General features: G+C 74.5%; 15 protein-coding genes, 1 tRNA gene, 1 pseudogene and 1 riboswitch. Of the genes and pseudogenes, 4 read left to right on the forward strand and 13 right to left on the reverse strand.

Annotated features, from left to right (window positions below):
• Positions 1-32: 32 nt before the first annotated feature.
• Entirely contained in the window at positions 33-1445 is a 1413-nt protein-coding gene (locus tag U5640_RS04580) for a S8/S53 family peptidase (protein WP_340374513.1), read from the reverse strand.
• A 178-nt stretch (positions 1446-1623) separates the two neighbouring features.
• Between U5640_RS04580 and U5640_RS04585 the strand changes: the two genes are divergently transcribed.
• The gene (locus U5640_RS04585) at positions 1624-4227 is read left to right on the forward strand and encodes a CHAT domain-containing tetratricopeptide repeat protein (RefSeq protein ID WP_340374514.1); all 2604 of its coding nucleotides are present in this window, start codon (positions 1624-1626) and stop codon (positions 4225-4227) included.
• 34 nt (positions 4228-4261) lie between these two features.
• Here the strand turns inward: U5640_RS04585 and U5640_RS04590 are convergent, their stop codons facing one another.
• Complete coding sequence (locus tag U5640_RS04590; protein WP_340374515.1) at positions 4262-6040, reverse strand: LuxR C-terminal-related transcriptional regulator; 1779 nt, start codon at positions 6038-6040, stop codon at positions 4262-4264.
• A 96-nt stretch (positions 6041-6136) separates the two neighbouring features.
• Here U5640_RS04590 and U5640_RS04595 point away from each other — a divergent pair, with 96 nt between their 5' ends.
• A complete protein-coding gene (locus U5640_RS04595; RefSeq protein ID WP_340374516.1) occupies positions 6137-7222 on the forward strand; it encodes a M12 family metallopeptidase in 1086 nt (361 codons plus the stop codon).
• A 123-nt stretch (positions 7223-7345) separates the two neighbouring features.
• Here the strand turns inward: U5640_RS04595 and U5640_RS04600 are convergent, their stop codons facing one another.
• The 9 genes from U5640_RS04600 to U5640_RS04640 all read right to left on the reverse strand — a co-directional run bounded on the left by U5640_RS04600 (position 7346) and on the right by U5640_RS04640 (position 16920).
• On the reverse strand, positions 7346-8701 hold the full coding sequence (locus U5640_RS04600; protein WP_340374517.1) for an NtaA/DmoA family FMN-dependent monooxygenase: 1356 nt from the start codon (positions 8699-8701) through the stop codon (positions 7346-7348).
• Positions 8702-8723: 22 nt separating this feature from the next.
• The gene (locus U5640_RS04605) at positions 8724-9914 is read right to left on the reverse strand and encodes an LLM class flavin-dependent oxidoreductase (RefSeq protein WP_340374518.1); all 1191 of its coding nucleotides are present in this window, start codon (positions 9912-9914) and stop codon (positions 8724-8726) included.
• Positions 9915-10236: 322 nt separating this feature from the next.
• Entirely contained in the window at positions 10237-11262 is a 1026-nt protein-coding gene (locus U5640_RS04610) for an ABC transporter substrate-binding protein (protein ID WP_340374519.1), read from the reverse strand.
• Positions 11263-11326: 64 nt separating this feature from the next.
• Positions 11327-12124, reverse strand: a complete 798-nt coding sequence (locus U5640_RS04615; protein ID WP_340374520.1) for an amino acid ABC transporter ATP-binding protein — start codon at positions 12122-12124, stop codon at positions 11327-11329.
• Positions 12121-13098, reverse strand: coding sequence for an amino acid ABC transporter permease (locus U5640_RS04620; protein WP_340374521.1), 978 nt, complete (start codon positions 13096-13098; stop codon positions 12121-12123). The genes U5640_RS04615 and U5640_RS04620 overlap by 4 nt, the downstream gene beginning before the upstream one ends.
• A gap of 367 nt (positions 13099-13465) precedes the next feature.
• A riboswitch (SAM riboswitch) is annotated at positions 13466-13575 on the reverse strand.
• Between the two features lie 65 nt (positions 13576-13640).
• Positions 13641-14537, reverse strand: coding sequence for a glutathione S-transferase C-terminal domain-containing protein (locus U5640_RS04625; RefSeq protein WP_340374522.1), 897 nt, complete (start codon positions 14535-14537; stop codon positions 13641-13643).
• 143 nt (positions 14538-14680) lie between these two features.
• Positions 14681-14803 carry a putative leader peptide gene (locus tag U5640_RS04630; protein WP_340374523.1) on the reverse strand — a complete coding sequence of 41 codons (123 nt, stop codon included), beginning with the start codon at positions 14801-14803 and terminating at the stop codon, positions 14681-14683.
• 495 nt (positions 14804-15298) lie between these two features.
• Entirely contained in the window at positions 15299-16228 is a 930-nt protein-coding gene (locus U5640_RS04635) for a carbohydrate kinase family protein (RefSeq protein WP_340374524.1), read from the reverse strand.
• On the reverse strand, positions 16225-16920 hold the full coding sequence (locus U5640_RS04640) for a class II aldolase/adducin family protein (protein WP_340374525.1): 696 nt from the start codon (positions 16918-16920) through the stop codon (positions 16225-16227). The genes U5640_RS04635 and U5640_RS04640 overlap by 4 nt, the downstream gene beginning before the upstream one ends.
• Before the next feature lie 57 nt (positions 16921-16977).
• On the opposite strand from U5640_RS04640, the gene U5640_RS04645 reads away from it, so the two are divergent.
• Positions 16978-17592: a TetR family transcriptional regulator gene (locus U5640_RS04645; protein WP_340374526.1), complete on the forward strand. Its 615-nt coding sequence runs from the start codon at positions 16978-16980 to the stop codon at positions 17590-17592.
• Positions 17593-17656: 64 nt separating this feature from the next.
• On the opposite strand, the gene U5640_RS04650 is transcribed toward U5640_RS04645, so the two are convergent.
• Both U5640_RS04650 and U5640_RS04655 read right to left on the reverse strand, forming a co-directional pair.
• Positions 17657-17730 (reverse strand) — tRNA-Pro (locus U5640_RS04650).
• 89 nt (positions 17731-17819) lie between these two features.
• Positions 17820-19016, reverse strand: a complete 1197-nt coding sequence (locus U5640_RS04655) for a serine hydrolase domain-containing protein (RefSeq protein WP_340374527.1) — start codon at positions 19014-19016, stop codon at positions 17820-17822.
• Between the two features lie 663 nt (positions 19017-19679).
• Here U5640_RS04655 and U5640_RS04660 point away from each other — a divergent pair.
• Positions 19680-26652 (forward strand): annotated as a pseudogene (locus U5640_RS04660) (SDR family oxidoreductase).
• Positions 26653-26655: the final 3 nt, after the last annotated feature.

The raw sequence follows: 26655 nt of genomic DNA on the forward strand, positions 1-26655 counted from the left end.
CTTCGGACCTCACGCGGTTCCCGCCGGCCCGCTCAGGACGGGCCGACCGGGGCCGGACGCCAGCCGGCCGGGCGCAGCGCCGGGACGTGCGCCCCGCGCACCTCGGCGAACTCGGCGTTGTTCTCGAGCAGTTGTCGGGCGGCGGCACGGGGATCGGTCTCCTTGTTCGCGGTCATGTGGGCGGCGACGAGCCCGGCGACCAGGGGGGTGGCGAAAGAGGTCCCGCTCCAGGAGGCGAACCCCTCGAACATCACCTGGTCCGGCTTGCCCGAACCGTCGCTCAGCACGCCGGTGTGGCGCGGGGAGCGGCAGGTGCAGGCGTACCCGAAGCCGTAGCGGCAGCTGTCGTAGGTGGAGTGCTGGTAGACGTACGGGACGGGGGTGGCGAAGCCGGTGAGGGCGCCGGTGAGGCGCTCGCCGGGGGCGTAGACCCGTACCCAGGGGCCGTGGTTGCTGAAGCAGGCGCCGAACTCGCCGTCGGCGCGCAGCGCGCCGACCGACAGCACGGCGTCGGCGTACTCGGGCAGGGAGCCGTAGGCGGCCGGCCAGAAGGGGGTGGCGCTGGCGTTGTTGCCGGCGGCCGCGACCAGGAGGGTGCGCTGGGCGCGCAGGGCCCGCAGGAAGGCGTCGAGGCCGAGGAGTCCGTCGGGCCGTCCGTTGGAGGTGCCGGCGGAGAGGCTGAGGATGTCCGGCCAGCCGCCCTGCTCCACGGCGTCGAAGAGCTTCTCGCCGAACTCGTCCTCCAGAACGGCCCCGCAGTCGTCGAGCGTGTTGCGCACGGTGACGTCGGTGTTGGGCGCGACGGCCGCGACCAGTGAGGCGATGAACGTGCCGTGGCCGACGTACTGCTGGAGGACGCCCTCCTCGTCCCTCTCGCGGACCTGGAGGTCGCCGTCGGTGTGGGCGAGCGGCGGGTAGGAGCGGTAGTCGTGCATCAGGCCGGTGTCGACCACCAGGACGCCGACCGCGGAGTCCGGGTCGTGAGCGCCGTCGGCCGGGGCGGGGTTGGGCAGACCGGCGGCCGGGGCGGGCACGGGTTCGTCGCCGGGGCAGGCGTTGACGGAGATCGACACGACGTGGTTGCGGCTGACCAGGCGGCGTCCGGTACGGCCCTCCGCCTCGCGCAGGGCGCGCACGGCGCCGGCGACGGCGTGGTCGGCGGTGCGGTCGCCCCGGCCGGGGTCGCCGACCCGGATACGGGTGATGCCGGACCGGTTGGTGCGCGGTCCCGCGCGCCGGACGTCGTCGGCGGTCAGGCCCTCCGTCGCGGTGAAGTGGGCGCGCACGGTGTCCTCGACGACCTGGGCCTCCTCTCCGTCGCGGGCGAGGACGACGCCCTTCTCGTAGATGAACTCGGCGGAGTCGTCGGGTCCCATCGCGAGCGGTACGCCGGGCAGCGCGCGCTGGATCTGGTCGAACTGTTCGTGGAATCGCCGTGGTGCCATGCCGTGTCCTCCCCCTGGCCGGTGTGTCGTCAGTGTGATCCGCCGGCCGGTCCGCTGATACAGGTGGTGCGACGGCGTGGGCGGTGGTGCGGTTGCGGGGCGGGGTGGCGTACTTGTGTGCGGCCGATACCGCTCCCGACCGGTGTGGCCTGCCGTGCGGAGCACTACCATCCGTGGAGTGACAGCGGGAAACGACCCGGTTCTCGAACTGCTGCCGATGGTGTTCGCCGCCCCCAACGACGCGTTGTCGCGGGCGCGGGGGGTGCTCGACACCGATCCGACGCCGTTGCGTGCCTCGGTCGCGCATCAGGTGATCGGCATCTGGCAGCGGGACTGGGGCGACATGCGGCTCGCCCTGGACCATCTGCGGCGCGCCCGTGCCCTGGCGGCGCGCGCGGACTCCGCGGAGCGCGAGGCGGACGTGCTGGCCACGCTCGGGGTGGCGCTGGTGCACGCCGGCCGCACCCGGCAGGGCCTGACGGCCTTCGAGCGCGGGATCACGCGCGGGACGGGCCACACCCGCGCGCGGGTGCTGTACCGGCGGGCCTACTCGTGGTGGGTGCTCGGGCACCACCCGGAGGCGCTGGAGGACGTACGGCGGGCGATCCCGGTGCTGCGGCAGGCGGACGACGTGATCTGGACGGCGCGCGCGCTGACCCTGCGGGCCACCGTGCACCTCGCGCTCGGGGCGGTGGAGCGGGCGGAGGCGGACTTCACGGCGGCCGAGGCGCTGTGGGACACCACCGGCCAGGAGCACGACAAGGCGGACGCGGTGGAGAGCCGGGGTCTGGCCGCGTTCCGCTCCGGGGACGTCCCCGCGGCGCTGCGGCTCCTCGACGAGGCCGAGGAACGGTACGCCAAGCTCGGCACACCCACCTTCATGCTCAACATCCGCCGCTGCGAGGTGCTGATGGCGGCCGGGCTGGCGCCGGAGGCCCTGGCCGAGGCGGACGCGGCCACGGCGGTCCTGGACGGCATCGGCGGCCAGTCGACCCGTAAGGCGGAACTGCTGCTGGCCGCCGCCAGGGCCGCACGGCTGGCGGGCGATCCGGGTACGGCGATCGCGCGGGCGGCGGTGGCGGTGCGGCTGTTCGCCGGGCAGCGGCGCACGTGGTGGGAGGCGCACGCCCAGCTCGTGCTGATCGACGCCCGCGTGGCGGCCGGGCGCGGTTCGGGGCGGCTGGTCGCCGACACGGTCCGGGTGGCGGAGCGGCTGTCGTCCTTCGGGGCGCCGGCGGCGCCGGAGGCCTGGCTGCTGGCGGGCCGGATCGCGCTCGGCCTCAACTGGTCGGCGGACGCCGAACGCTATCTGGAGGTCGCCGCGCGCAGCCGGCGCAGCGGGCCGCCGCTGGCGCGGATGACGGGCTGGGCGGCCCAGGCGCTGCGGGCCCGGGCCACCGGGTCGGACCGGGGGGTGCTGGAGGCCTGCCGGCGCGGACTCGCCGTCCTCGACGACCACCGTACGACGCTGGGCGCCTCGGAGCTGCGGGCCCGGGCCACCGCGCAGGGGGCCGAACTGGCCGCGCTGGCCCAGCAGGTGAGCCTGGAGCGGGGCGGCCCCCGGCGGCTGCTGGAGTGGAGCGAGCGCTGGCGGGCGACGGCCCTGTCCACGCCGCCGACCCGGCCGCCCGCCGATCCGGCGCTGCTGAGCGGGCTGACCGCGTTCCGGGTGATCGCGGCGCGTGCGGAGGAGGCCCGGATGGACGGGCGTCCGGTGCCCGCCCTGGAGCGGGAGCAGCGGCGGCTGGAGCGGGAGATCCGCTCCCGGACCCTGCACATCCGCGGGCATGCGCCGGGGTACGGCGGCCGGTTCGACGCGGGCCGGCTCCTGGACCGGCTCGGGGCCGGGCGGCTGGTCGAACTCGCCGTGCTGGACGGGCGGGTGCAGGTACTGCTGTGCGGCGGGGGGCGGGTGCGGCGGTTCACCGGCGGGCTGCTCTCGGAGGCTGAGCGCGAGGCCGAGTACGTGCAGGCGGCGTTGCGCCGGCTGGCCCACCCGGGTGGGGAGGCACGGCTGCCGGTGGCCGAGGCGGCGGGGCGTCGGCTGGAGGAACTGCTGCTGGGCGGGGCGGCGCGGCTGCTGGGCACGGGGCCGGTGGTGGTGGTGCCCCCGGCGCGGCTGCACCGGGTGCCCTGGGCGCTGCTGCCCTCGCTGCGCGAGCGGGTGGTGAGCGTGTCGCCGTCGGCGAGCGCCTGGCTGCGGGCCCGGGACACCGAGCCGCCGCCGGGCGGCCGGCAGGTCCTGGTGCGCGGCCCGGGGCTGGCGACCGGGGGCGCGGAGGTACCGGAGGTGGCGGGGCGGTACGGCCGGGCCACGGTGCTGGAGCAGGCCGACGCGCACGGCAACCGGGTGCTGCGGGAGCTGGACGGGGCCGCGCTGGCGCACATCGCCGCGCACGGCACCTTCCGTGCCGACAGCCCGATGTTCTCGGCGCTGCGGATGGCCGACGGCCCGCTGATCGTCCATGACTTCGAGCGGCTCGCCCGCAGCCCGTACCGGATCATCCTCTCCAGCTGCGACACCGCCCGGCTCGCCTCGGTCGGCGCCGACGAACTCCTCGGTCTGGTCACCGCGTTGCTGCCGCTCGGCACGGCGGGAGTGGTGGCGAGCAGTGCGCCGGTGAACGACGCGGCGGTGGTGCCGCTGATGCTGGCGCTGCACAAGGGGCTCAGCGACGGTGCGTCTCTCGCCGAGGCGCTGCGCGACGCCCGGGCCGCCCTGCCGGGGGACGCGCTGCACCAGGCGACGGGGTGGGCGTTCACGGCGTTCGGGGCGGCGTGAACGGCCGCGTCCGCGAGGACCTTCGCAACACCTTCTAGGCGGGCTGTTCCAGCAGGCAGGGCAGGGACGCCCGGTCGCCGGCGCCGAGGCGGGTGTAGGCGCCGTAGAGGTGGTTGCCGACCGTGCGGACGGACAGGGTGAGCCGCTCGGCGATCTGACGGTTGCTCAGACCTGCGGCGGCGAGGGTGACGATCTGCCGTTGCCGGGCGGTGAGTTCGCCGAGGGCCGGGCCGGACAGCGCCGGGGTGCGCGCGCCCGGGCAGCGGCGGGCCAGGGCGACGGCGCGGGTGCGGGCGGTGCGCGCGGCCGTGGGGTCGCGGTGGACCCGTACCGCCTGGGCGTGCGCCTCCGCCGCGAACAGCAGGAACCCGCGCTCCGCCAGGTCACCGGCGACCCGGTCCAGGGCGGGGCCGTCGGCGTCGGCGAGGGCCCGGGCGTGCCGGGCGAAGACACTGCCGGGCGGCAGGAGACCGAGGGCTTCGCCGGGTGTGCCGAGGCGTACGGCGGTGTAGGGGTCGCCGTCGCGGACCAGTTCCGCGCGGCCCGACTCCGCTGCCGCCAGGTCGAGTTCGCGCAGGCAGGCCGCGTCCCGCGCCGCGCCCGCGAGGCCCTCCCGCGCCCAGGCCGCCGCCTCGCGGGGTCGGCCGCGCAGGCGGGCGTGGCGGGCGCGGACGGCCGCGTACCCGGGCGGGACGGTCTCGCCCTCGGCGACCAGCCACTCCCCCACCGGGGCCCGCCCGGCGCGGAGGTCGGCGCGGGCGATGCCGTCGGCCAGGGCGGCCGCCTCCGCGTCGAGGGCCTCGTCCAGGGGCCGGCGGCCGGCGGCCAGCCGGCGTGCGCGCAGCCGGCCGGCGGCGGCGCGCAGCACGGGGCCGTGCAGCGGGTCGGCCAGGCGTACGGTCGCGGGCTCGCCGTCGAACGTCCCGATCAGGCCGTCCCCCTCGGCCGGGCCGTCCGCCTCGATCAGGCCCTCCACCTCGATCAGGCCGTCCGCCTCCAGACGTTCGAGGACCCGCAGATCGAGCGTGTCCACGGGCAGCGGCAGGGGTTCGGCGAAGGCGAGCCGGTCGAGGGTCTCGCGTTCCTGCGGGCAGGGACGGGCGAGGACGGGGGCGGCGCGTTCGCGGAGGGTGGGGGTCAGCGGGACCCGGCCGCGCCAGGCCTGTTCCTCGGTGCCGGGCACCGCGGTGAGCAGGCCCTCGTCGCGTACGGCGGCCAGCAGGTCGCGCAGCAGACGCAGGTCGCCCCGGCACAGACGGTGCAGCCGGCCGACGGTGAGCGGGGCGAGGGGACCGCCCGCGTCGGCGGTGAGCAACTGGGCGACGTCCTCCGCGGGGAGGGGCTCCAGGACCAGCCGGGGCAGCAGGTCGCCGGTCCACAGCCGGGTGACGGCGTCCGGGGCGCCCACGCCCTCGGTGACGACGACCAGGAGCCGGGTGCGGCCCAGGACGGCGAGCTGGTGCAGCAGCGCGGCGGAGGCGTCGTCCAGCAGGTGGGCGTCGTCGACCAGCAGCAGCCGGGTGTCGGACAGGAGCCGGACGGCCCGGTGCAGGGTGACGCGTTCGGGGAGCAGGTGGGCGAACGCGGCGAAGGCGGTGCCCCGGGCCCCGGGGGTGCCGGCCACGCGGACGCAGTCGCTGGCGCGGACCGCCTCGGCCGCCAGCCGGGTGCGGCCGCAGCCCGTCGGCCCGGTGAGCACGAGGCCCGGCCGGCCCGCCGCCAGCGCACGGCGCACCAGCTCCCGTTCCTCCTGCCGGCCGGTGAACGGCAACGGCAGGCGCAGGGCCCCGGCATGCGTCTCGATCGTCGTCACGTCATCAGGAGTCGGGTTGCTCAGCCCTGATACAGGGCGACTTGAGTAGCCCCCGACTCAGGCGTCCGGCCGGGCCGTCACGGCAGGCTGGGGCCCATGACCGCCCGCTACTGCTCGCTCGCGCCGCAGCCGGCCCCCGCCTTCGCGCCGGGGCTGGCCGCCGAGCGGCTGGGCGCGCTCATGAGCGCGCGCCGGATGTGGGTCAACGGCACGGTCCTGCACTACCACTTCTTCGCCGGTGAGAGCGATGCCTCGGTGATCCCGGTGCCGGGTTCGGGGGACATCCGGCGGGTGTCGTGGGTCGGCGGCGAGGACCAGCGGGACGTGGTGCGCGACTGCTTCGGCGAGTGGGCCGGCCTGGGGCTCGGGGTGTCGTTCGCCGAGGTCGCCGACCGTTCGGAGGCGGAGCTGCGCATCGGCTTCCAGCAGGGGGACGGGTCCTGGTCGGCGGTGGGCCGGGACGCGCTGTCCGCGGGGCTCAACGAGCGGACCATGAACTTCGGCTGGGATCTGACCGCTCCCGGGGAGCGGGCGACGGCCCTGCACGAGATCGGGCACGCGCTCGGCATGCAGCACGAGCACCAGAGCCCGTTCGCGGGCATCCACTGGGACGACGAGGCGGTCTACGCCGACCTGGCGGGCCCGCCGAACCACTGGAGCCGGGACCGCACGTTCTTCAACGTCCTGCGCAAGCTGGATCCGGCCGAGGTCAACGGCTCGGTGTGGGATCCGCAGTCCGTGATGGAGTACCCCTTCGCTGCGGGGCTGATCCTGGAGCCGGAGCAGTTCCGGGGCGGGGTCCGTCCGCCGGGGGCGCTCTCCCCGCTGGACAAGGAGTTCGTGCTGCGCTGGTACCCGCCGCCGGACGTGCCGCGGCCGCCCGCGCTGGTGCCGTTCCGCTCGGTGGCGCTGTCGCTCGGGCCCGGTGAGCAGGCCGACTTCACCGTGGAGCCGCGGGAGACCCGCACCTACACGGTGGGCACCTTCGGGGAGGGCGACGCGATCGTGGTGGTCTTCGAGGAACGGGACGGCGAACCCCGCTTCCTCGCCGGCCGGGACGACGGCGGCACCCCGCTCAACGCCACGCTCAGGGCCCGCCTCGTCAAGGGCCGCCGCTACTTCGTGCGGGTGCGCCTGTACTCCGGCTGGGGTTCGGGAGAGACGGCGGTCATGTGCTGGTGAGCGGCACGGGACCGCGGAGGACCACTGTCCGGCGCCGGGGGAAGGGCCGGGGCTCGTCGCCTTCGGGGGAGGGAGACGAGCCCCGGCCGCACGTGCGGTCGGATCAGCGGCCCGTGACGTGGCCTACGCCACCGACCGCGGGCGGTCCAGGCCGAGGTGGTCGCGCAGGGTGGTGCCCTCGTACTCGGTGCGGAAGACGCCCCTCTCCTGGAGCAGCGGGACGACCTTGTCGGCGAACTCGTCGAGGCCGCTGGGGGTGATGTGCGGGACGAGGATGAAACCGTCGCCGGCATCGGCCTGGACGTACGCGTCGATGGTGCGGGCCACGGTCTCCGGCGTCCCGACGAAGTTCTGCCGGTTGCCGGTCTCGATGACCAGGTCGCGGATGGACCAGTTGTTGGCCTCGGCGAGCGCGCGCCACTCGCGGGCGACGGCCAGCGGGTCCCGGTACATGCGGACCTGGGCGCGGCCCCGGGAGATGTGCTCGTCGCCGACCACCGGGTCGACGTCGGGGAGGGGGCCTTCGGGGTCGTACGAGGAGAGGTCCCGGTTCCAGACGAACTCCAGGTGCTTGAGGGCGGTCGCACCGCTGACCTGGCGGCGGCGCACGTCCTTGGCGATCTCCTCGGCCTCGGCGTCGGTGTCGCCTAGGACGAAGCTGGCGGCCGGCAGGATCAGCAGCTCGTCGGGGCGGCGGCCGTACTTGGCGAGCCGGGACTTGACGTCGGTGTAGAACGCCTGGCCGGTCTCCAGCCGGGCGTACCGGCTGAAGATCGCGTCGGCGCTCGACGCGGCGAACTCGCGGCCCTCGTCGGAGTCGCCGGCCTGGAAGATCACCGGGCGGCCCTGGGGGCTGCGCGGGACGTTGAAGCGGCCGTGGATGTCGAAGTGGTGGCCCTCGTGGACGAAGGCGCCCGCCTTGGCGTCGCTCAGGAAGGTGCCGGTGGCTCGGTCGGCGACGATCTCGTCGCCCCGCCAGGAGTCGAAGAGTTCGGTGGCCGTGGCGAGGAACTCCCTGGCACGCGAGTAGCGCTCCTCCTGCGGGAGGAAGCCGCCGCGCCGGAAGTTCTCGCCCGTGAAGGCGTCCCAGGAGGTGACCACGTTCCACGCGGCGCGGCCGGCGGAGAGGTGGTCGAGGCTGGCGAACTGGCGGGCCACCTCGTAGGGCTCGTTGAAGGTGGAGTTGATGGTGCCGGTCAGGCCGAGGCGGTCGGTGACGGCGGCGAGCGCGGCGAGGACGGTGAAGGTGTCGGGGCGGCCGACCACGTCCAGGTCGTAGATGGTGCCGCCCTGTTCGCGCAGGCGCAGGCCCTCGGCGAGGAAGAGGAAGTCGAACTTGGCGCGTTCGGCGGTGCGCGCGAAGTGGGCGAAGGAGCTGAACTCGATGTGGCTGCCGGCCTTCGGGTCGCTCCACACGGTGGTGTTGTTGACGCCGGGGAAGTGGGCGGCCAGATGGATCTGCTTCAGGGGCTTGCTCATGGTGGTCGGCTCTCCGTCCGGCTCAGGCTGCGGCGTAGCGGTTGGCGGGGCGGGACAGGCCGAGCAGTCCGCGCAGGGTGTCGGCCTCGTAGGCCTGGCGGAAGACGCCGCGGCGCTGGAGTTCGGGGACCAGGCCGCGGGTGATGGCGGGCAGGTCGTGGCCGACGACGGCGGGGCGCAGCCGGAATCCGGTCAGCCCGGCCTGCGCCAGCTCCTGGAGGAGGTCGGCGAGCTGGGCGGGGGTGCCGGTGAAGATCCGGGCGTCGCTGGTGTACGCCTCGCCGGCGAGGGTGTCGAGGCGGTCGCGGCGGGCGGCGGCCTCGGCGGGGTCGTCGTCGAGGAGGACGACGAGGTCGCCGAAGACGTGCAGGGGTTCGGCGGCGCGGCCGGCGGCCTGCTGCTCGGCACGGATCTCGGCGACGACGGCGCGGGCCTGGTCGTTGTCGTGCGGGGTGACGAAGCCGACGTCGGCGGCGCGGGCGACCAGCCGGTACGGGACGGTGGCGTGGGCGAGCGCGGCGACCACGGGCTGGCCCTGCGGCGGGCGGGGGGTGATCGAGGGGCCCTTGACGCTGAAGTGGCGGCCCTCGAAGTCGATGTAGTGCAGCTTGTCGCGGTCGATGAAGCGGCCCGTGGCCACGTCCCGGATCTCGGCGTCGTCCTCCCAGCTGTCCCAGAGGCGGCGCACCACCTCCACGTAGTCGGCGGCCTCGTCGAAGAGTTCCGTCACCACCGGGCCGTGGAAGTCGTCGACGCGCGGGACCGTACGGCGGCCGAAGTGGCCGGCGTCGCCGGGCCGGGCCGTGATCTGGACGCGCAGTCCGGCGCGGCCGGTGCTGACGTAGTCCAGGGTGGCGATCGCCTTGGAGAGGTGGAACGGCTCGGTGTGGGTGGTCACCGCCGTCGGCACCAGGCCTATGTGCCGGGTGAGCGGGGCGACGCGGGAGGCGACGAGCACGGCGTCGAGGCGGCCGCGCACCTGGTCGGTGCGGTCGTCCGGGTCGAGGGGGTGGGAGGACTGGGGGCCGAGGCCGTCCTCCAGGGTGACGAAGTCGAGCAGGCCGCGCTCGGCCTCGGCGACCAGGTCGGCCCAGTAGCCGGCGGTGAACAGCTCCTGGGGACGGGCGACCGGCTCGCGCCAGGAGGCGGGGTGCCAGCCGGTGCCGTCGAGGGCGACGGCGAGGTGGAGGGGAGAGACGGGGTTCGAGGACACGGAGGTGCCTTCCTGGAGGTCCGTACGGGGGCGCACGTCACCCGTGCGAGGGTGCGGCGGGAGGGGAACCGGTCAGGAGCAACAGAGCGCGCCGGCCACGCGACGGAGGTCGATGTGGGGCCGGGAGTGAAGGCGCACGGCCTGGCACAGGAGCGTCACGGCCGCCGCCTCCCCCGTCGGGCGCCCCGCGACGCCGTCCACACCTCGTCACGCGTCACAACGCCCCCACCGCGCCGGGTGTTCCCGGGGGCGCGCCACGGATCGCCGTGGTGCGCCCGTCGAGGCTGGTGCGGTGGGGTCGCCGACATGTCGTGACGATGCGTCAGGAGTTGTCCAGCGGCAGGCCGGGCGGGTTGATCTCCGACTTGGTGACGGCCTCGTTGGAGAGGTTGTAGGCGGCCAGCCACTTGGCGTACTGCCCGTTCTCGATCAGGTGGTTGATGGCGTCGGCGAGCGGCTTGGCCAGACCGCTGTCCTTCTTCGCGGTGGCCGCGATCAGGCCCTGGAGCGTCTCACCGGCGCCGGAGAAGGTGCCCGCGTTGCGGGTGGCGTTGGCGGTGCCGGCGGTCTGGGAGACGTTGTAGGCGATGCCGGGGTTGGGCCCGAAGTAGGCGTCGATCTTGCCGCTGCCGAGGGCGAGGTAGAGGCCGTTGCGGTCCGGGTAGTACTTGATCGTGAGCTTCTTGCCCTCGGCCTCGAGCTTCTTCTTCCACTCCAGGAGGATCTTCTCCTGGTTGGTGCCGGAGCCCACGGAGACGGTGAGGCCGGCGAGGTTCTCGTAGTCGCCGTCGAAGTTCCAGCTGCTGGACTTCTTCACCTCCCAGCCGAGGTTGTCCTGCCGGTAGGAGGCGAACTCGTACTTCTTCTTGCGCTCCTCGGTGTCGGTGACGTTGGAGAAGGCGGCGTCGACCTTGCCGCTGTCGATGCCGACGAAGAGGTTCTCCCAGGTGAAGTTCTTCGTCTCGGGCTTCAGTCCGAGGACGGCGGCGACCAGGCGGCCGAGGTCGGGCTCGGCGCCGGTGAGGGTCTTCTGGTCGTCGCCGATGTAGGCGAGCGGGGCGAATCCGGAGGGCAGGGCCCCGATCCCGATGGTGAGCCTGCCGCTCTTCCTCACCGCGGCCGGCAGTTCGGCGCTGATCGACTCGACCTCGGAGACCTTCAGGGTGGTCTCCTTCGCCGCGCCGTTGGAGACCCGGCCGATCGTCACGCTGCCGGAGGCGGCGGATCCGGCCGTGGTGGCGGCGTCGCTCTCACCACCGCAGGCGGCGAGCCCGGTGCCGAGGGTGGCGACCGCGGTCGCCGCGGTGATGCCGCGAATCAGGCTGCGTCGGGTGAAGTGGGTGGCCATGGCCGTTCCTTGTCGCTGGAGGTGATCAGGGTGGCGTGGGGGGAGGTCTGAAGGGTGCGGCGGGTCAGAGGACCTTGCTGAGGAAGTCCCGGGTCCGCTCGTGCCGCGGCTGGTCGAGGACCTCGTGGGGCGGGCCCTGCTCGACGATCTTGCCGCCGTCGATGAAGACGACCTTGTCGGCGACCTCGCGGGCGAAGCCGACCTCGTGGGTGACGATGACGAGGGTGGTGCCGCCGGTCGCCAGGTCCTTGATGACGGCGAGGACCTCGCCGACCAGCTCGGGGTCGAGGGCGGAGGTCGGCTCGTCGAAGAGGATGACGCCGGGGCGCAGGGCGAGGGCGCGGGCGATCGCGACGCGCTGCTGCTGGCCTCCGGAGAGCTGGCGGGGGTAGGCGCCGGCCTTGTCGCCGAGGCCGACCCGGCCGAGCAGTTCGCGGGCCAGCTCCTGGGCCGCGGACTTGCCGAGCCGGCCGGTGGCGACCGGGGCGGCGGCCACGTTGTCCAGCACGGTCAGGTGCGGGAAGAGGTTGAAGTTCTGGAAGACGAAGCCGATCCGCCCGCGCTGGGTGAGGATGGCCCGCTCGCTCAGCTCCTTGAGCCTCCCGCCCTGCCGCTTCACGCCGATCGGCTCGCCATTGATGCTCACGTGGCCGATCTCGGGCTTCTCCAGGTGGTTGATGACCCGCAGCAGGGTGGACTTTCCGGAGCCGGAGGGGCCGAGGATCACGGTGACCTCGCCGGGCCGGACGGTCAGGCTGACGCCGTCCAGCACCCGGTGGGTGCCGTACCACTTGTGCACGTCGTGCACCTCGACGGTGGCGGCCTCTGCGTCCGCCAGGGCCTCGATGGTGTCGGCGGTCATACGGCGGCCTCCCGGCGGATGCGCTCCCGCAGGCCGGTGAGCCCGGTGCGGAGCTTCTGCAGCGGTGTCGGCGGCAGGGAGCGGGTGGCACCGCGGGCGTAGTACCGCTCGACGTAGAACTGGACGACGGAGACGACGCTGGTCAGGATCAGGTACCAGACGGTGACGACCAGCAGCAGCGACACGATGTCGCCGGGATAGGTGGCGCCCATGGTCTGCGCGGTGCCGAACAGGTCGAGCAGCGAGACGTAGAACACCAGCGAGGTGGACTTGACCAGGCCGATGAGCTGATTGACGTAGTTCGGCACGATCGAGCGCAGGGCCTGCGGGAAGACGATCCTGCGGAACTGGTAGACCTTCGGCAGGCCGAGGGCGGCGGCCGCCTCGTGCTGGCCCTGGTCGACGGAGAGGATGCCGCCGCGGACCACTTCGGCGGCGTAGGCGGCCTCGTTGAGGCTGAGACCGACGACCGCGATCACCATGTCGGTGGCGAGCCGGGACTCGTCGAAGGTGAAGAACGCGGGGCCGAAGGGGACGCCCACACTGAGCGTCCGGTACAGGGCGCTGAAGTTGTACAGGAACAGCAGGACGACGATCAGCGGGATGGAGCGCAGCGCCCAGACGTAGGTCCAGCTGACCGCCCGCAGCACGGGGGACCTCGAGAGCCTGGCGAGGGCGAGCAGGACTCCGCCGAGCAGGCCCAGCACCGCGCTGTAGGCGGTGACTTCGAGGGTGATGAGCAGCCCGTCGAGGATCACGGGCCGCAGGAACCAGTAGCCGAACCGGTCCCACTGGTAGAACGGGTTGGACACCAGGCCGTGCACGAACTGGGCCACCAGGACCAGCACCACGGCGGTGGCGATCCAGCGTCCCGGGCGGCGCAGGGGCTGAACGCGCTGGGCGGTGAGCTTCTCTGACGGGGTGTCGGCGGCGGGTGCCTCGGCGAGGGTCACGGCGCCTGGGGGTTCACTCATGGTGGGCTCCGGCGGGAGTCGGGCACCCCGGACCGACGCAGGAGTGACGAGCCGGCGGGGATCGGCGCGCGGCGCACGGGTGCGTACGGGGGAACCGGGGTGGGGCGGCGGGCGGCACACCGCTTCGGCGGTGTCCGTCAGGAACGCGGGGTCGGGGCGAGGGGCGAGAGGGAGGAAGCTCAGCCCCGACAGCGGGCACGGCCCGGTGCGGTACACAGTGCGCTGTTCACGCGGAGCAGATCGACGGCGCGGTTGGCGGCGAACAGGTTCGACAGGTTCGCGTACGGCTGTACGCAGCCCTGGGGACGGCGTGCGGCCGTCCTGGGAGCTGCGTACATCTCGTCACCGTCACTGTCCGGCCCCGAGGGCCTCGCGCTTACCGAAACGTCATCCGGTCCGGTCGTCACCTGGGGCACCCCACCGCGGAGCGAGGGTTGCCGGTCAGCCAGCCAGGGCTTGTCGCTGACGCTCATGACCATTCGGCTTCCAAGTAAGGCAGTTGACCAGTCGAATGTCAACGGCCGTCCAAGGGATGGACCGGCTCAGGGCCGGTTGACCTGCGAAGGAAGGCTGTTGCCCTCCGCCGCGTGGGCTGCCCAGTCCAGGATCTGGACAGCGGCTCCGGCGGCTTCCAGGCCCTGACAACGGGCGTGGTGGCGGCGGGCGATGCCGTCCAGGTCGAGGTGCGCACCGAAGGCCGGACGGGCGGCCAGCCGGCGGGCGTAGGCCCACAGGGCGGGGTGTCCGGCGATGCGGCGCACGGCGTCGGCGTCGAGGTGGTGCCGGTGCACGGTGTCCAGCCGGACCAGCGCCACCCACAACTCGACGTCCGCCGCGGTGATCTGATCGCTGATCAGATATGGCTGGGCACCGAGCCCTTGTTCCAGGACGCCGAGGGTGGCGAGCAGCGCGTCGAGCGCGGCGGCCCGCCCGGCCGGGTCGGCGCCCGCTTCCCCGGCGCGCTGGGCCGCCTCCTCGATGCCCTGGGCGCACATGCGTTCCACGGCCTCGATCTCCGACTCCGAGCCGCACGGGTACAGCACGGCCCGGCCGCCGGCGAACCTCCGGGCCAGGTCGCGGGCGATGTCGGGGCCGTGGGTGGAGACGATCCGGCCCGACCAGTCGTCACTGAGCACCGGCGCGAGGGCCGGGCCGGTGTAGCGGTGGGCGCTGGCCTCGTAGAGCGGGCGCAGTTGCGCATGACCGCCGTCGGGACAGTCGGGGACGGCGGGCAGGAACGTCACCGGACAGGCCCGGTCGAGGCCGAGGAGGGCGTGGGTGACGGCGATGCGCAGTCCGTCCGGGTCGGCGGTGGACAGATGGAGCCGGTAGCGGCGCGGCACGGCGTAGTGCCCGCTGCGCGCGTCCCGGCCGATCCTGCCCCGGAAGGCGGGAGCGGGGCGGGCGGACGGGTGGGCGGCCAGCGGTGTGACGGACATGACTCTCCCCGGGGGCGGGCGCACGGGCGGACGTGCGCGCGGCGGATGCGACGGCGAAAAGGGAGACGGCCCTCGTCCTCACACGCGGGACGGGGCGGTGTCGGCGGACACCGCCGCTCGGTCCGGCGCGGGAGGGGCCCGGCTCAGCGCGGCAGGCTGATGGCGCTGCAGACGCGCTGCAGGTCGATGTGACGGCGGGAGGTGAGGAGGGGCGAAGACCAGGTCGTGCGGCTTGTGCGGCCGGCGGCCGGATGCAGGCGCCCCATGTTTCCCTACCTGTTCACTAGGATTCCCTGATCGAGTGTCGATCCACCCCTGGCGGACGTCAAGAGGGCGTCCACCAGGTGAGTACGGCGGGTGAGACGGATCGGTCCGGGACCCTGTCGCCGGCGTGCGGCACCTTCGGCGTGGAGCGCGACGCGGCCCTCCCCGGCGGAGACGACCGCGCCCGACCCCCGGCCCCGGCACGAAGCGAACGCCCCCCGGCCCCGGACCCGGCCCCGCCGGCCTGGAGCGCGACGCGGACCTCCCCGGCCGAGACGGCCGCGCCCGACCCCCGGCACGGAGCACGTGCCAAGAGGGCGACCGCCGCCCGACGGACGGCGAGCCGGGAGGCGATGTACGCGGACTTCAAGGCCTCCCGGCACGCCCCGCCACCCCTGCTTCTGCGGATGGTCGAGGCGGGTGGCCCTGTTCCTCAGCGGTCCCAGGGGCGCCGCACCCACTCACTCACGCACTCACTCACTCACTCACTCACTCACTCACGCATGGGACTTGGCGGAAGAGGCGAACGCATCCGCACCGGCCAGATCGAAGTCACCGTGATCGCTGCCGAGCCCCTGCGCGACCAGCGCGGCAGCCGCACTGCCCAGCACCGCCGCGTCACTCGGCGTACGCCCCAGCCCGATCCCCCTCAGGTACCCCGCGGAGAACGCGTCCCCGCACCCGGTGGTGTCGACGACGTCGACGACGAACGCCGGCACCGGCTCCGCCCCGTCCGCGCTCACCACCAGCGCCCCGTCACCGCCGCGCGTCACGGCGACCACGCCCACCCCCGCGGCCAGCAGCTTCCGCGCGCCGGTCAGCAGGTCGTCCTCGCCGGTGAAGCCGAGGACCTGGTCCTCGTTGGGCAGGAAGTGGTCGACGTAGGGCAGCGCCGCCTCGATCTGCTCGAAGCTGCCGAGCACCCCCGGCGCGAGCAGGTCGACGGAGGTGACGACCCCGTGTTCCTTCGCGTACGACAGGATCCGCGCCGCGGTGTCCACCCCGATCAACTCGGGCCCGCCCAGGTGCAGATGGGTGGCCTCGGCGAGGGCGTCCCAGGGCACGTCGTCCACGCCGTAGGTGATGTTCGCGCCGAGCAGGTGCAGCGAGGGCCGGTCCCCGTTGGGGCGGATGGGCAGGACGCTGGCGGAGGTCGCGGTGTCGGTGCGGCGGACGAGGAACCCGGTGTCGATGCCGGCCCGGTTCAGCAGCTGCACCAGCATGTCACCGGTCGGGTCGCTGCCGATCGCGCCCGCGCTGAGCACCTCGGCGCCGAGCTTGGCGAGGGTGAGGGCGGTGCCGCCGGCCGTGCCCGCGGCGGTCATCCGGATGTCCTCGACCAGGGTCGCGCCCTGCCCCTCGGGTATCTCCTCGACCGGCCGGACCAGGACGTCCAGGACGTGCACGCCCATCGTGAGGACCTTCATCTGCTCCCCCTGTTCTCCTCGTGCGCGGGTGGCACGGGACGGGTGGTTCCGTAGTTGCGGGCGACGGCCGCCTCGATCACCGCGAGTTGCTGCTGTTCGTCCAGGAAGCGGGGGGTGCCCATGGAGGCGGCGCGCTGGTAGACGCCGCAGGCCCATTCGAGGAGCAGGGCGTGTTCGACGGCCTGGTCGAGGGTGACGGCGTGGGTGAGCGCGCCGTGGTTGGCCATCAGGGCGGCGCTGCGTCCCTCCAGGGCGGTGAGCACCGACTCGGCGAGTTCCGGGGTGCCGAAGGTGGCGTAGGGGGCGACCCGGACCGTGCCACCGAGGGCGAGCAACTGGTAGTGGATGCAAGGGAGTTCGTCGAGCACACAGGACACGGCGGTGGCGTGCGGCGCATGGGTGTGGACGACCGCCCCACTGCCGTGGCGGCGGTAGACGCCGAGGTGCAGTTCGAGTTCCGAGGTCGGCTCGTAGGTCCCCTCGATGTGCTTGCCGTCGAGGTCGACCACGGTCACCTGGTCCGGGGTCAGCGTGGCGAGGACCGCTCCGGTCGCGGTGATGGCGACCCGGTCGTCGACGCGGACGCTCACGTTCCCGGCCGTGCCGATGAGGAGGCCCTCGGCCCCCAGGCGCCGGCAGACGTCCGCGACGGCGGTCCGCTTCTGGCCCGGCGTCGAGCTTGAGGCGGTCATGGGCGCGAAGGTAGCCTAAACATGAAACAAAGTCACGTTCACGTTCGGAGCCGGTTCTTGGACACTCCTCTGCGCCGCACCCCCCGTCAGGCCCGCAGCAGGGCCCGTCTGGCGCTGCTGCTGCGGGCCGCCGAGCGCATCCTGGTCGAGGAGGGCGTGGAGGCGCTGACGACGACCCGGGTGGCGGCCGAGGCGAAGGTCTCCGTGGGGTCGCTGTACCAGTACCTGCCCGATCGCGGCGCGATCATCGACGCCCTGGCGGCGGGGTGGTTCTCCCGGCTGGAGGGCGTCATGGACGACCTGGTCCGGGCCGCGGCCGTGGAGCGGTGGGAGGATCCGGTCGGGGTGCTGATCGACGCGTACGCCGGGATCTACCGGACGGAGCACGGTTTCCGGGCGCTGTGGTTCGGCAGCGGGCTGACCGAGCGGACCCGGGCGGCGGACCGTGAGCACAAGCGGCGGATGGCCGACGGGATCCGCCGGGTGCTGCTCGCGCTGGACGTCGTACGCGACGACGAGCCGCTGGCCCGCGCCTGCCACGCCGCCGTCCTCACGGCCGACGCGCTCGCCCAGGAGGCGTTCCGCCGGGTCCCGGACGGTGACGCGGCCCTGCTGGAGGAGGCGAAGGTGATGCTGCGGGGCTATCTCACGGAGGTCGTGGCCCGTTACTGAGACAGGGCCCGCATCCACGGTGTGGATGCGGGCCCTGCTCTGCGACGACGGAGCGGACTCCTTGTCGGGACGACAGGATTTGAACCTGCGACCCCTTGACCCCCAGTCAAGTGCGCTACCAAGCTGCGCCACGTCCCGTCGCGCTGCCGCGGCGGTGAGCTGCGGGAACGCGCAGGTAAACCTTACCGTACGCGGACGGGTGCGGGCGTCGGGCCGGCTGCGACCGGTCAGCCGGCCAGCGGGTGCCGGGGGGCGAGCCGTTCGGCGATCCGCTCGGTGACCGTCTGGGCGGTGTTGCCGCCGGGCGCGTCGGGGCCCACCGTCGTGGACACGGCGATGGTGAGCCGCTGGTGCGGCTCGTACGCCATCACGGCCGCGTAGCCGAAGAAGGACGGGTTCTGCACCACCCAGCCGTTCTTGACGACCACGCCGACGCCGAAGTGGAAGTCCTCGGTCATGGGCAGACAGACGGTGGCCGGGCAGGTTCTCGTGGGGTGGCCGAGGCCGACCGTGCCCGGGTCGAGCTGGGTGCGGAAGGAGCTGCGGGAGAGCAGTTCGCCCGCGCCGACGCCCTTGCCCGAGCGGGCGAGGTCGCAGATGTCCTGGGTGATGACCGCGCCGGGGGCGGTGGTCCAGGACGGGTTGAAGTAGGTGGACTCCTCGTAGGTGCCGCGCTCGTCGTCGTAGGCGTGCAGGACGGGCTCCGGGATCACGGCCGTGTCGGCGGCGGCGGTGTTGCGCAGCCCGAGCGGGCGGTACACACGGGTGCGCAGCAGCCGGTCCAGCGGGGTGCCGGTGATCTTCTCCAGGGCGCGGCCGAGGAGCTGGAAGTTGGCGTGCGAGTAGCTCCAGTTGGTGCCGGGCCGGTACCAGAGGGGGTGGCTCAGCGAGATGCCGACGACCTCCTTGGGGGTCCAGTGCCGCCACGGGTCGGCGTACAGCCTCTTCAGGAAGACCGGGTCGGGGACGTAGTCGTGGATGCCGGAGGTGGAGTCGCCGAGCATGCGCAGGGTGATCCTGTCGCCGTGCGGCAGGTCGGGGAGCCAGCGGGAGACCGGGTCGTCGAGGCCGACCTTGTGCTCCTGGGCGAGCTGGAGGAGCACCGTACCCATGAAGGCGATGGCGACCGAGCCGGTCCTGAAGTGCATCGCGGGGGTGGCCGGCACTCCGGTCATGGACTCGCCGACCGCGCCGGTGTAGAGGGTGCGGCCGCCGACGGTGACCTTGACGAGGGCGGCCTTGAGACCGAGGTCCTTCCTGGCCTTGCGGACGACGGCGAGGACCTCGCGCGCCCGGCCGTGCGGGTTCTCGGTGGTGACGCAGGCGCGGTGGGGGCGGTCGGGCGCCGCGGTCGCGACCGCTGTCGGGAGGGTGGCGGCGAGGAGGGCGGCGGCGCACAGCACCGCCGTACGGGTACGCGTCATAGGCGCACTCTGGGTGGCCGGCGGTGTCCCCCTGCATGCCAACACTCCGGGCACCGGGCCCGCGGACCCGGACGGAGGAGTTGCCCTCGCTCCGGTCCGACCGGCCTGCGGCAGACCGGGGAGCTCTGTCGCATTCCCGTGTGACTGCGCAGTCAGCCCGATCCACGACCTCCCGAGGGGAGCCTGACTGCGCAGTCATGTCAGTTTTGGCGGCGGATCCCCGCATGTCAAGACCCGTCCCGACCTTTCCCGGACACTCGTCACGCGACACACAGATTTTCCCGGCCCGTCATCCACGGCCCGCCGGGGGCGGGAAAAGCGCATTCCGATCCGGACAAGCGCTCCAAAGGAACCCATTTTCCTTTCGGCTGTCGACGCCTCGACATGACGAGCGGAGAGGGGGCGGGGCCGGGCCCGAAAGGAATTCATCCGATTTCCTACCCCCTGGCCGTTCACCGACGACTGACCGAATCATTGCGGCTGGTTACCAGCCGATCGTCCGATCGTTGACCGGTGAGTAATAACGGCACTACCTTTCAACGCGTTTCGAGCAAGCGTTTTGAATCCCGCCTTCCGCGGTGACCTGTGCCCGCGCGAATGCGGTGCACCGCCTTTGCTGTCCTGAACCCCCCACCCTGCGGTTTCACGTTGATTCGGAGAATCATGGCGTCCGCTGCGCGTTCCGAGGACATGATCATCGGCATCACCCCGTTCGGCGAGCCCGACGCCCCGCTCGCCCTGGCCGTCGGCCGGGCCGGCGGCCCTCGGCGTGCTCGACCTGGGGCCCGGGGACCGAAGAGCGCGCGAGGCGCTGGCGCGACTGCGTCGCGCCTCACCGGGCGCCTACGGGGTGAGGGTCGGGCCGGGCTGCCGGCTCACCCCCGCCGACCTCCCCTCGGGAGACGCCGGGCCGCACACCGTGGTGCTCGGCGCGGACGCGCCCTGGTCCGTGGCGGAGGTCGCGGGCCGCTACCGCGTGCTGGCGGAGGTCACCGATCACGCCGGGGCCGCGGAGGCGGCGCGCGCGGGGGCGTACGGACTGATCGCACGGGGCTCCGAGTGCGGCGGCCGGGTCGGCGGGCTCGGCACCTTCGTCCTGCTCCAGCAGCTGCTCGCGGCCCGGGATCCGGAGCTGCCGGTGTGGGCGTGCGGCGGTATCGGTCCGCGCACGGCCGCCGCCGCGGTGGCCGGCGGGGCGGCCGGTGTCGTCCTGGACAGCCAGCTCGCCCTGCTCGACGACTCCGCGCTCCCCGGACCGGCGGCCGCCGCCCTGCGCGCGATGGACGGCTCGGAGACCGTCGTCCTGGCCGGGCACCGCGTCCTGCGCCGGCGCGGCCCCGACGCCCCCCTGGTCCCCGAGGACGCCGGGCCCGAGGCGGTGGCGGCGCTGCTCGGCGCCCGCGATCCGCGGACCGAGCTGCTGCCGGTGGGCCAGGACGGCTTCCTGGCCGCCCGCTTCGCCGACCGGTGGGGCGACGCGCGGCGTACGGTACGGGCCCTGCGCGAGGCGGTGCTGGACGCCGTGCGCGACGACACCGCCGTACGGGCGCTGGGGCCGGGGTCGCCGATGAGCGCCGCGCTCGGCACCCGGCTGCCGCTCGCGCAGGGGCCGATGACCCGGGTGAGCGACGAGGCGTCCTTCGCGGCGGCGGTCGCCGCGGAGGGGGCGCTGCCGTTCCTGGCGCTGGCCCTGGCGGACGGGGCGCGGACCCGGGAGCTGCTCGCGGCGACCCGGGACGCGGTGGCGGGGCGGCCCTGGGGCGTGGGGGTGCTCGGTTTCGCACCGGAGGAGGTGCGGGCGGCGCAGCTGGAGGCGGTACGGGAGCTGCGGCCGACGCACGCGATCATCGCGGGCGGACGCCCCTCCCAGGCGCAGGCCCTGGAGCGGGACGGCATCCGGACCTTCCTGCACGTGCCGTCGCCGGGGCTGCTGCGGCAGTTCCTGCAGGCCGGGGCGCGCCGGTTCGTGTTCGAGGGCTCGGAGTGCGGCGGACATGTGGGACCACGCGGCAGCTTCCCGCTCTGGGAGGCCCAACTCGCCGTGCTGGAGGACCATGTGGCCGGGGCCGGCGGCTCGGACCTGGAGGTGTTCTTCGCGGGCGGGGTGCACGACGAGCGGTCGGCGGCGATGGTCGCCGCGCTGGCCGCCCCGCTGACCGCGCGGGGGGCGGCCGTCGGGATGCTGATGGGAACGGCCTACCTCTTCACCGAGGAGGCCGTGACGCACGGCGCGATCCGCCCGCTGTTCCAGCGCCAGGTCCTGGCCGCCGAGGGCACCACGCTCCTGGAGTCGGCGCCGGGCCACGCCACCCGGTGCGTGCCGAGCCCGTTCGCCGCCGACTTCCGCGCCGAGGAGGCGCGGCTGCGCGCCGAGGGCGTGCCCGAGCGGCAGGTCTGGGAGGAGCTGGAGCGCCTCAACGTGGGCCGGCTGCGCCTGGCCAGCAAGGGCGTGACCCGCGACGGCGAGGGCGCGCTCACCCCGGTCGACGAGCGACGCCAGTACGCCGAGGGGATGTTCATGGCCGGGGAGGTGGCCGTGCTGCGCTCGGCCACCACCACCCTCGCCGCACTGCACGCGTCCGTGACGACCGGCGCGGCCGAACATCTCGCGCTGCGCGCGGCCGAGTTGGGGGCGACCTCGGAGGCGCTCACGGAGCCCGAGCCGCCGGCGCCGCTGGACATCGCGGTTGTCGGCATGGCGTGCATGTTCCCGCAGGCCCCCGATCTGCCCACCTTCTGGGCCAACGTGGTCGGTGGCGTCGACGCGGTCGGCGAGGTCCCGGCCGACCGCTGGGACCCGGCCGTCCACCACGGCGAGTCCACCCCGTCGAAGTGGGGCGGCTTCCTGCCGCCGATCCCCTTCGACCCGCTGCGCTACGGCATCCCGCCCGCCTCCCTCGGCAGCGTCGAACCGGTGCAGCTGCTGTCCCTGGAGGCCGCCCGGCGAGCCCTGGAGGACGCCGGATACGGCGACGGGGGGCGGGAGTTCGACCGGGCGCGGACCTCGGTGGTGTTCGGCGCGGAGGCCGGCAGCGACCTGTCGAACGCGGCCACCCTGCGGGCCGTGCTGCCCTCCTACTACGGCAAGGTCCCGGCCGGACTGGAGGAGCAGCTCCCCCGGCTCACCGAGGACTCCTTCCCCGGCATGCTCGCCAACGTCATCTCCGGGCGGATCGCCAACCGGCTCGACCTCGGCGGCGCCAACTACACGGTCGACGCGGCCTGCGCGTCCTCGCTCGCCGCGGTGGACGTCGCGTGCAAGGAACTCGTCGGCGGCACCTCCGACGTGGTGCTGTGCGGCGGCGCGGACCTGCACAACGGCATCAACGACTACGTCCTGTTCTCCTCCGTCCACGCCCTGTCCCCCACCGGGCGCTCCCGCGCCTTCGACGGCTCGGCGGACGGCATCGCGCTCGGCGAGGGCGTGGCCTGTGTCGTCCTCAAACGGCTCGCGGACGCCGAACGCGACGGCGACCGGATCTACGGCGTCATCAAGGGCCTCGGCGCCTCCAGCGACGGCCGCTCCCTCGGGCTGACCGCCCCCCGCCCGGAGGGCCAGCGCTCGGCACTGGAGCGGGCGTACCGCAACGCGGGCGTCTCCCCGGCCGACGTCGGACTCGTCGAGGCCCACGGCACCGGAACGGTGGTCGGCGACCGCACCGAACTGCGCATCCTCGGCGAGGTGTTCGGCGAGGCCGGGGCACCGGCCGGCGCCTGTGTGCTCGGTTCGGTGAAGTCGCAGATCGGGCACACCAAGTGCGCGGCCGGACTGGCCGGGATGATCAAGGCGCTGCTTGCGCTGTACACCGGCGTCCGGCCACCGACCCTGCACGTCGAGGCGCCCAACGCCGCCTGGGAGGGGGACGGCAGCCCGTTCGCCTTCCACGCCGAGGCCCGGCCGTGGGCGGTGCCCGCCGCGGAACGGCTCGCCGGGGTGAGCGCGTTCGGGTTCGGCGGCACCAACTTCCACGCGGTGCTGAGCGCCTACGCGGACGGCGCGCCGCCGGTGCGGGGCCTGGACGCCTGGCCGGCCGAGCTGTTCCTGTTCCGGGGACGGGACGAGGCCGCGGCCCACCGGGCGGTCGGGGACCTGCTGCGCGCCGCGGAGGCCGAAGGCCGGCCGTGGCGGCTGCGCGACCTGGCGCTCGGCGCGGCCCGACGGGCGGACGCGAGCGGCGATCCGGTGCGGATCGCGGTCGTGGCGACGGACGTCGACGACCTCGTCGGCAAGCTCCGGCGGGCGCTGCGCGGCGCGTACGACCCGCGGCACGGGCTGCACGCGCACGACCCGCAGGACGGCGCGGTCGCCTTCCTCTTCCCCGGCCAGGGCAGCCAGCACCCCGGTATGCTCGGCGAACTCTTCGTCGCCTTCCCCGCGTTGCGCCCCTACCTGGAGCTCGGCCGGGCCCACGCGGACGCGCTGTACCCTCCGGCGGCCTTCGACGAGGCCGCACGGGAGCGGCAGCGGGCCGCCCTGACCGACACACGGGTCGCCCAGCCCGCCCTCGGGGTGGCCGGGCTCGCCGCGCACGCCGTGCTCACGGCGGCCGGGGTGCGCCCGGACATGGCCGCCGGGCACAGCTACGGCGAGCTGGTCGCCCTGTGCGCGGCCGGCGCCCTCGATCCCGACACCCTGCTGGACCTGAGCGCCGAGCGGGCGGCGGCCATCCTGGACGCCGCCGCCGGCGCCGGTCCGGAACCCGGCACCATGGCCGCCGTCTCGGCGGGCGCCGAGGAGACCGCCCGGGCCCTGCGGGCGGCGGGCGCGGCGGACGCGGTCGTCCTCGCCAATCGCAACTCGCCCGAGCAGACGGTGATCTCGGGCCCGACCGACGCGGTCACGGACGCCGTACGGCTGCTGCGTGAGGCGGGCCTCGGGGCGAAACGGATCCCGGTCGCCTGCGCCTTCCACAGCCCGCTCGTCGCCGCGGCCGGTGACCGCTTCGCCGAGGTGCTCGCCGAACGGCCGGTGCACGCGCCCGAGTTCCCGGTGTGGGCCAACCGCACGGCCGCCCCCTACCCGGCCGGCCCGGACGCCGTACGGGCCGAACTCGCCGCGCAGATAGGGGCGCCCGTCGCCTTCGCCGAGCAGATCGAGGCGATGTACGCGGCGGGCGCGCGGGTCTTCGTCGAGGCCGGTCCGGGGTCCGTGCTGACCCGGCTGGTGGGGCGCATCCTCGGTGACCGGCCGCACCGGACGGTGGCCTGCGAGCCCCGGCCCGGCGCCGGGCTGCCCGGCTGGCTGGACGCGCTGGCGCGGCTCGCCGTGGCGGGGCTGCCGGTGCGCACCGGAGAGCTGCTGCGCGGCCGGGACGCCGTCGACGCCGTCCACGCCCCCGCTCCGAAGCGGCCCGGCTGGACGGTGGACGGACACCTGGTCCGCACCGCCTCCGGCGCCCTGCTGCCCGGCGCACTCGCGCCCGCCCGACGCGTCGCGGACCCCGCCGAAAGGACTGTGCCGACTGTGACGACGAACCCCCCGCACGGCGTCCCCTCCGACCGGGACGCGCTGATCTCCGAGTTCCTGCGCACCAGCCGGGAGATGATCGCGGCCCAGCGGGACGTGCTGCTCACCTACTTCGGGGCGACACCGGGGGCACAGCTTCCGGCGCCGCTCGCGCCGCAGACCGGGGCCCGGCCCGAGGTGCTCCCGGCGGTGGCGGCCCTCGCGGCGGTCCCGGCCGTCGTCGCCGTCCCGGATCCCGCTTCGGCGGCCGGCGGTGACCCTGCCGCCGGTGACACTCCGGCCGGTGGCACTCCCGCCGGTGACACAGACGTCCAGCAGGTGGTCCTGGAGATCATCAGCGAGCGCACCGGCTACCCCGTCGACATGATCGAACCGGACCTCGATCTGGAGGCGGACCTCAGCATCGACTCCATCAAACGGGCCGAGATCGCCGGGGAGCTGGCCAAGCGCCTGGGCGGCGGGGGCTCCGCGGACCTCAGCGCCCTGGAGGACGCCGAACTGGAGGAGCTGGCGAAGGCCCGGACGGCCGCCGCGGTGACGGACTGGCTCCGGTCCCGGCTGGACGGTCCGGCCCCGGCGGGGACGGGATCGGAGCCGCGGGACACGTCCGGTCCCGGGGCGGTGGAGCCGTCCCGGCCGGCCGACCCGGGGACCTCGCGGCCCGCCGCCGCGAGCGCGCCCGGTCCTGTCGACGAGGTCACCGGTGAGCCGCCCCGGCGGCATGTGCTGCGGCCGGTCCTGCTCGACTCCGCCGCGGCCGACCCGGCCGCCGTCCTCGCCGGTACCCGCTGGGTTCTCCTCGGCGACGCCCCGGAGGCCGCCGCGCACCTCGCGGCCCACGGCGCCGAGGTCGTCGTCCACGCCCGGGACCACGCGCTGACCGAGGCGGACGGGCCGGTGGACGGGGTGCTGTACCTCGGCGCGCTCGCCGGGCCCGGGGACGACGTGCCCGTACTGCCCGACGCGTTCGGCGTGCTCAAGGCGGCCCTCGGACGCGGTCCCGGCCGGCTGCTGGCCGTACGACACCTGGACGGCGGGGCGCCCGACGCCCGCTCGGCAGGTCTGCGCGGCCTGTTCCGCACCGTGGCGCGCGAGTACCCGGGGACGCTCGCCCGGCTGGTCGACCTGGCCGACGCCGCGCCGGACGCGGTCGCGCGGGCCGTGGTCGAGGAGGCGGTGGCAGCCGACCGGACGCCGGTGGTGGTGCGGACGGAGGGCGGACGGTACGGCTTCGAGCTGGTGGAGGAGCCGCTGGGGGCGCTCGGCAGCACCGGCGCGGGACCGGCCGGGGACGGGGTCGCGGAGGCGGCCGCGCTGGGCCTGGACCAGGACTCGGTGGTGGTGCTGACGGGCGGGGCGCGGGGCATCACCGCGCAGTTCGCGGCCGCGCTCGCCGGCGCCGCCCGCTGCCGGCTGGAACTCCTCGGCCGGACGCCCGCGCCGGACGGCCCCGAGTCCCCCGACACGGCCGGCGCGCGCACCACGGCCGAACTGCGGTCCGTGCTCGCCGCGCGCGGCGGACTGAAGCCGGCGGAGATCAACCGGACCGCCGAACTCCTGCTGGCCCAGCGGGAGATCACCGCGACGCTCGGCGAACTCGGCGCGCTCGGCGCCCGGGTGCGCTACCGCTCGGTCGACTTCCGGGAGCCGGAGGCGGTGGTGCAGGCGGTCAAGGAGATCCACGCCGAGCACGGCCGGCTCGACGGCGTGGTGCACGCGGCCGGGATCATCGAGGACCGGCTGATCGAGGAGAAGAGCGCCGAGTCCTTCCAGCGGGTCTACGCGACGAAGGCGACCGGCGGGGACGCGCTGCTCACGGCGCTGGAGGACCTGCCGTCCGCGCCCGCGTTCACGGTGCTGTTCGGGAGCATCTCGGCCGTCCTCGGCAACCGGGGGCAGGTGGACTACGCCGCCGCCAACGACGCCCTGGAGACCCTCGGCGCAGCCTTCGCCGCCCGCACCGGACGGCGTGCGGTGACCGTGCACTGGGGCCCCTGGGCGCCCGCGCCCGGTCACGGCGGGATGGTCGGGGCGGACCTGGCCCGCGAGTACGCCCGGCGCGGCATCCGGCTCATCGACCCCGAGGAGGGCACCGCGGCGCTGCTGCGGGAGCTGGCGTGGGGCGACCCGTCGGTCACGGCCGTGGTCCACACCGCTTCGGGCTGGTGACCG

It is taken from the genome of Streptomyces sp. SS7 (assembly GCF_037993025.1).
Classification (GTDB): domain Bacteria; phylum Actinomycetota; class Actinomycetes; order Streptomycetales; family Streptomycetaceae; genus Streptomyces.